Consider the following 6,075-nt stretch of genomic DNA (forward strand, 5'->3'; position numbering starts at 1 on the left):
GCGTGCCCTTCTCGGCGTCCCACACAGCCATGCTGTGGCTTTGCGGCTCATCGGGCGCGATCAGTGAGCACCGGAACCGCCTTCCGGCTTCGCCCTGTCCTGGCCTGGATGTACCCACCGCTTTTCAGCCGTGTCGCTCGCCTGAACGTCGCTGTTCTGAGAAGCGCGCTTCTGGGTGTTCGTCCCGGAGCTCCTCGCCAAGCCGAGAACTATGAGGCCGCAGAAAGTAGTAGTTTGCAACGCAAGCGAGATTAGAAGCGCTGCGCCAAGCGAAAAGCCGGCCAACAGCAAGGCGATCATCGCGATGATCAGGACCGGGATGCTGAAAATTCCGCCGGCAAGCGCCATGTTGGATGGAGTGGATTTCGTGGGAACTTGGCGAAACTGCCGTGCTTCCGCGACAGATGTATCCCTGCAATCCACGACCCAATCTTCAGGATTTTCACTCTTGGACACCCCCGGCGAATCGAAACACCTCCTCCAACTTGCCGCGGGGTCCGCAATTTCATCCTCATGCGGAGTTCGTTCATTTCTTCGCTGCACCGCACCGCTCCTGCTCATCACTCCCCGAGGCGATGAAGAAAGCAATGTCTTTCAGTCCGACTGAACGGTGACGGAAAGGTTCGAACCGCCATCCTGCATCACGCTGGAAACGTGCTTCCCTGAGCCGGTCTGAACGCTGACGATCCTGTTCTGACCGCCATCACTGCTCGAGTAGGACGTCATGGCCCCTCGGGCGGTCTGCTCGCTCGCGGCAAGTTCCCGTGCCTTCGCACGCGCCTCTGCCAAGGTTATGACCCCATCACCATTCAAATCCCATTCCAAGAACGTTTCGGCTGCGGCGGTATCCTGAAGAATCCTTGTCTCGAACAGTTCCCGATCTTCCAAGTTCGCTCGGCGCTCGGCCGCACGGATGCGTGCTTCATCGCGCGAGACATATCCATCTCCATCCAGGTCCATTTGGTTCAGATTGGAAGCCGCAGCATCTCCGAAAGCCGACGCGATTTCGGCCAACTCGAGAACACCGTCACCATTTAGATCAATGGAATCGAATGAGCGCGTATGACTGTCGGCTGATGCGGTGGAGCACGTCAGCAGTGCGGAAATCACGATCAGGGGGGGCCGAAGTTTCATTGGCGTCGTCCTTATCTAAAATGGTCGAAATCGGCCCATCGCCGAGTGCACGATCAGCACAAGCGGAGCAAATATTTCAGTCTCGAAGGTAACAGCGACTGGGAAGCATACTGTTGAAATAAGTGGCCGCCTGCATGGTTAGCCAAGGCAGAACATTGCACGTCTGCTCTCCCCGTTTCGCAAACCTCAGTATAATGCATGGCATGTGAGGTGCCTGTTTGGTACATTCAACCATATATTTTACAACGTGCTTCTCCGGAGAGAGCATCCGGCGCAGTCAGTGTGACATAAATCGGTTATGGGGGCTGAAATGACTGTCCATTGGTTTTAGAAGTGAAGATTGGTGGTTCGGATGATATATTTGAGAAAAGCGGGCTGGTTTGTAGCGTCAACTTAGCCAGTGCAGATCTGGCTGAACAGCTAACTTCCAGGAAGGAATTAGGAAATGAAAAGTATTCTTATCGCTGCCGTCGCCCTGCCGCTTTCCGTCAGCGGCGCCTTCGCCCAGAACCTCTCGGTTGTGGACCAGTTTGGTTACTGGAACGAACAGGTCACCGCTCAATCCGGTGCAAACACCTCAGTCACGTTTCAGGATGGGTGGCACAACGATGCCGCGACACTTCAGGTTGGCGAAAACACTTCAGTCACGACTCAGGTCGGGGCCTTCAACAACTCGCTCACCGAGCAGTATGGCGCGAACTTCTCTGCGACGGTTCAGGCTGGCGCTGCCGGTCATATTTCGGACACTCGACAGGTCGGAGGTGGGAATGCCTCGATGACGGTGCAGACGGACTGAGAAAAAGGGGAGGCGCAACTCTTCCCAGATGAGTTGACCTTCTCCCTTGTCCTCTGGCGACGGAAAATATTGTCGCCCCGGGCGCCCATATCCGCCGCCAGAGGAGTTTTTTTAACCCGCTTTCTCGAAAAGGTAGTTCAATGAAAATGCATATGCATATCGCGGCGGCGCTGGTCGCCATTGCGCCAGGCCTGTCTAACGCCCAGAACTATTCCGAAGTCATCCAGAGCGGATACGGCAACTCCCAGGCGACTGTTCAGGAGGGGAGTTCGCGTTCGATAACCATACAGATTGGGTCGGACAACTCTGCCAATACAACCCAGAGTGGAAAACAGAATCTATCGGCTATCGTTCAAGTTGGCGAAGGTCATGAACGTCAGCACAGCCAGAGCGGGAATTACAATTTCGATGTCAGCACACAAGTCAGCTCATCGATCGCACAAAGCTCCGCGCAGCGTGAGATCGGCGGGTCGCAGTGGCGGGGGAGCATCAACCTGGAGATCAAGTAGACGTGAGAAGCGCCACTCCAGAGAGCCTGAAACAGCCATGTTGAAGCTTGCTTCACGCGTTGGTGCCGTCCGGTTCCGCCCGATCGGCCCCGCTGCATTGTGCCTTCTTATAGGACTGATCGCAGGCGCGTCTGCAGCGAAAGAGACCAAAATGAACGGGCTGAAGTGCGAAATCAAGAGCCGGAGCGTCGGAAGCACCGTCGAATTGACGGGCGTGGTATGGGCGGATCAAAGCGCGCACGGCATCTACCGCATGACGGTAGACAAGAGCGGGCCAAGTGGGCGGTCGAGCGTCGCGCAACAAGGCAACTTTGACTTAGGTTCAGGCCGGCCCGAGATACTCGGGCTTGTTCGCGTGAATACGACTGAAGGCGACCGGTACGTGGCGCGCCTTGTAGTCCAAACGGAATCGGGCGAGGAGGTCTGCGCATTCGAATTTTGACCGTAACAACCTGATGATACTGAATGAATCGAATTTTCCTCGACATCGCCATCTTCAGGTAGGCGGCAGTAAAAGGGCTGACTCCCGCCCAGAGTGAACCGGGTAGGCGATGTGGCGAAGCGGCGGAAATATTATTGCCTGACCCGGCCGCTTGACGTAAAATGATTCTAGTTATCGTTGATTATCCGATTCTGGTGAGTCTGCCTCGGGCCAGGACCGCTTTCCTTGCTTGGCGAAAATTCTGACCCGGCGAGATGATCTCGGAGCGCGATTATGCTCTGGAGGTAATAATGCGCCATTCAAGTCACTGCGATGAAGTATCCAATTTAGACTTTGGCTTATTATACGAAGCAGCGGTCATGGGGGATTGTCATGAAGCCATTTTGGACATGGCGGAGGCGCTTTTTCCCAATGTGACGATTTTTCTATACGGTCAGGACGCGGACCGGATAAACGGAAATTTCTTATTGTACCGCGGCTTGAAAGAGGAAGCATCGCGAACATACGGAACAGGGGTTTCTGCCGCAAACGGCTGGTTCAAGAAGCACTGGCAGCAGGAGATTGGACGGGTCTGGCACGGCGACGAGCTTTTGAAAGCGGAAGACCTGAAAAAAACCAGGTTCTATCGCGACTGGCTGACGCAGTTTGGCGATCTCCAGTGCTCAACGGGGGTTGTCATACGTCGGCAGGGAAACCGACAAGTCGTGCTTGAGGTCCGTTATCCAAAATTCCTGGAGAACTCGCATTCGCCAATGGTGAAGATGAACCTCACCCGCCTCGCACCACACCTGTTGCGGGCGGAGCGTATCTCGGCTCATTACGCGCAGGCCCGCGAAGTCGAAGCTGAACGCGACAACATGCTCGAGTTAATCAGCTTCCCAGTCATGATTATCGATGACGACTGTCGTGTCTACAACATGAATGGGCATGCCCAAGCCCTTTGCGGCGAAATGAAGTCCATCTTTACCAGCGCAGATGGTTTTTTGCACGCCGTCGAACTGCAGTCGGAGGAAAACCTGCGTGGAGTTCTTCGGGATCTGAGCCGCGACCGGGCGCGCAGGAGCAGCTCGGTTGTCCTGCCTGCGAGCGAACGTCAGGAGAGGTTGTTCCTGACCATCGTCAAGGTGAGCTCGGAGCACAGATTTTGTAAAATCTTGCCGGAGCATGCCGTTGCTGGACAGTGCAAGTTCGCAATCATCGCGCAAAGCGGCACCGAGAAATTCCGGCTTGGCCGGTTCCTGCTCTGGGAGGCCTACGGGCTGACTGCCAGTGAAGCCGAGGTGGCTTTGTGCCTGCTGGAAGGGCGCTCACTCGGCGAACTGGCGGCAAGGAAAAAGTTGTCCAAGCAAACGGTGCGTAACCAGATGGGGTCCGTCCTGCGCAAGACAGGAACCCGCCGGCAACCGCAGCTTGTGTCCTTGCTGACACGCCTAGCGATTACGGCATCGTCTTGAACTGGTTGGGTTTGGCATCCACCCTAGCCTGAGCGACCATCCCACATGCTGTCGAGACTGCATTTTTGAAGTCGGTCGGGTATGGAGATTAGGTTTTGAGGGCTGTCGCACTGTTTTCCGCGTCGATGTTGGCTTCATCTTGGGCTTGGGCTGGAGGTCTCGAATTTACAGACGGGATCCGGGGCCGTTCTATTCCCATGGAGTTTTCGCTTCCGCCGGCCGGGACCGGATGGACATTGATGGTCGGGAAGATCGGGTTTCCGCCCCCAGAAGCCGACAGTTTCACTCCGTCCGGCCGCAGCGCAAATTTTGACGACGCCCTGAGCGGGGGCAGGTTTACCCTCTCGCATGGTTGGCAGATCCGGGGGCCTTGGGACAGGCCGCTATTCTTGGCTCTGAATACTGGATTGAGCTTGGCTCAGTCCGAAGAAAAAGTCCTGAATTCGGTGTCCAGCGGGGTTTCGTCCATGCTGGTGACCAGCAGCGGCGACCCGGTGGGGCGCATCGATCTGGAGACGGCCTCGGACCTCAGCAGTTCTTCGGCATCGGGTACAGTAAGATTGGGCGACGCCGGCCCGACGATTTCAAGCACCGCGATCTCAACCGGCGGTTTGCCGGGCGGGATTTCTCAGTTTGCGGTAAGTTCGGGAGATGACGGTATGGCATTTCTCGCCCTCACCACAGAGGGCCAGAGCGGGGCTGCAGCGGCATATGGCGCGCTTGTCGATGACCGGGGGTTCACGTTTCTCGGCACCGGCGATACCCGTGGAACCAGCATCACCAGCCGTCGAAGCGCTCGGTTCCGCGCCTTTGAGCAGGACGCTATTTTTGCAACTAGAGTTTCGCTCGAGGGCGACTGGGGGATGACGGCCGGCGTGGGGCCGATGTACAGCCAGACTAAATATGCAGTCAGGCGGTCGATCTCTATCGACATTGACGAAGGCGCCGTCGATCGGGAAGTTCCCGATCTGGCCCTTCTCCATCACGACCGCATCGATACCCGATATGCCGGTCTCACCGGCGCGGCTTCGGTTTCGCGTTCGATCACCCGGAATTGGACCATGCGGCTCGGCGGCGGCCTCGGCGTCTCGCGGTACTGGAGCGAGTACACGGGTAGCTCCCAAGCGCTTGTCGAAGGATTCGGCCTCACCGATTTGGAGGCGCAGAGCGATACGCTTTCCGGGATATCCTTCAACACGCAAGCCTCGCTGGAGTTCGTGCGCCCCTTGTCCAAAGGCGCGAGTCTCTCCTTGGGCGTTTCGGCTCAGTATAGCGGGGCAGTCCCTACATTGGAGAACAGGCGCAGCCACGGGCGCCGGGACAATCTTGCCTCCAGCGGCACAAATAGCCGCTATGAGGCGCGTGGCGAGAGAAACTTTGCGCCCGAACTGACAACGCGCGACAGCTGGACCTACGGCCTTCAGCTGGGCCTGACGCAGGTTTTTTGAAATTGATTCGGAAAACCTCCATCGTCGGTCCCGGCGATTGGTAAGCGCCGTCTGGAATCCGCCTTCCAGGCGCTCTGAAAAGTTGCTGATCTGCCATTAAAGTTTCACCCAGCCGCGACTGGAGCCAATCGGTGTTTACGCCGTTTGGCGCACCCAAGTTCACCACCTAATCGCGTAAGTTATTGATCCTATTTGGCATTGTTGCGTAACTCACGCCTAAGGCGTGACTTCCCCTTTCCCCGCTGATGTCATGCCACGCGAACGATCTCGGCGGTGCCGAGGGCTGAGAAGC

Annotated in this window: 7 protein-coding genes; 5 read left to right on the forward strand and 2 right to left on the reverse strand. The window is 56.8% G+C overall.

What is annotated here, in order from left to right; genetic code table 11:
• Positions 1-60: 60 nt before the first annotated feature.
• Entirely contained in the window at positions 61-561 is a 501-nt protein-coding gene (locus BLW27_RS21500; protein WP_218141151.1) for a UbiA prenyltransferase family protein, read from the reverse strand.
• Between the two features lie 33 nt (positions 562-594).
• The gene (locus BLW27_RS18155) at positions 595-1,134 is read right to left on the reverse strand and encodes an EF-hand domain-containing protein (RefSeq protein WP_089885608.1); all 540 of its coding nucleotides are present in this window, start codon (positions 1,132-1,134) and stop codon (positions 595-597) included.
• 445 nt (positions 1,135-1,579) lie between these two features.
• On the opposite strand from BLW27_RS18155, the gene BLW27_RS18160 reads away from it, so the two are divergent.
• The 5 genes from BLW27_RS18160 to BLW27_RS18180 all read left to right on the forward strand — a co-directional run bounded on the left by BLW27_RS18160 (position 1,580) and on the right by BLW27_RS18180 (position 5,783).
• Complete coding sequence (locus BLW27_RS18160; protein WP_089885611.1) at positions 1,580-1,930, forward strand: hypothetical protein; 351 nt, start codon at positions 1,580-1,582, stop codon at positions 1,928-1,930.
• A gap of 140 nt (positions 1,931-2,070) precedes the next feature.
• A complete protein-coding gene (locus BLW27_RS18165) occupies positions 2,071-2,439 on the forward strand; it encodes a hypothetical protein (protein ID WP_218141152.1) in 369 nt (122 codons plus the stop codon).
• A 151-nt stretch (positions 2,440-2,590) separates the two neighbouring features.
• Positions 2,591-2,881, forward strand: coding sequence for a curli-like amyloid fiber formation chaperone CsgH (gene csgH / locus BLW27_RS18170; RefSeq protein ID WP_089885619.1), 291 nt, complete (start codon positions 2,591-2,593; stop codon positions 2,879-2,881).
• 290 nt (positions 2,882-3,171) lie between these two features.
• Entirely contained in the window at positions 3,172-4,335 is a 1,164-nt protein-coding gene (locus tag BLW27_RS18175) for a helix-turn-helix transcriptional regulator (RefSeq protein WP_218141153.1), read from the forward strand.
• A 239-nt stretch (positions 4,336-4,574) separates the two neighbouring features.
• On the forward strand, positions 4,575-5,783 hold the full coding sequence (locus BLW27_RS18180) for a hypothetical protein (RefSeq protein ID WP_089885626.1): 1,209 nt from the start codon (positions 4,575-4,577) through the stop codon (positions 5,781-5,783).
• Positions 5,784-6,075 lie beyond the last annotated feature (292 nt).

It is taken from the genome of Citreimonas salinaria (genome assembly GCF_900107235.1).
Taxonomy (GTDB): Bacteria; Pseudomonadota; Alphaproteobacteria; order Rhodobacterales; family Rhodobacteraceae; genus Citreimonas; species Citreimonas salinaria.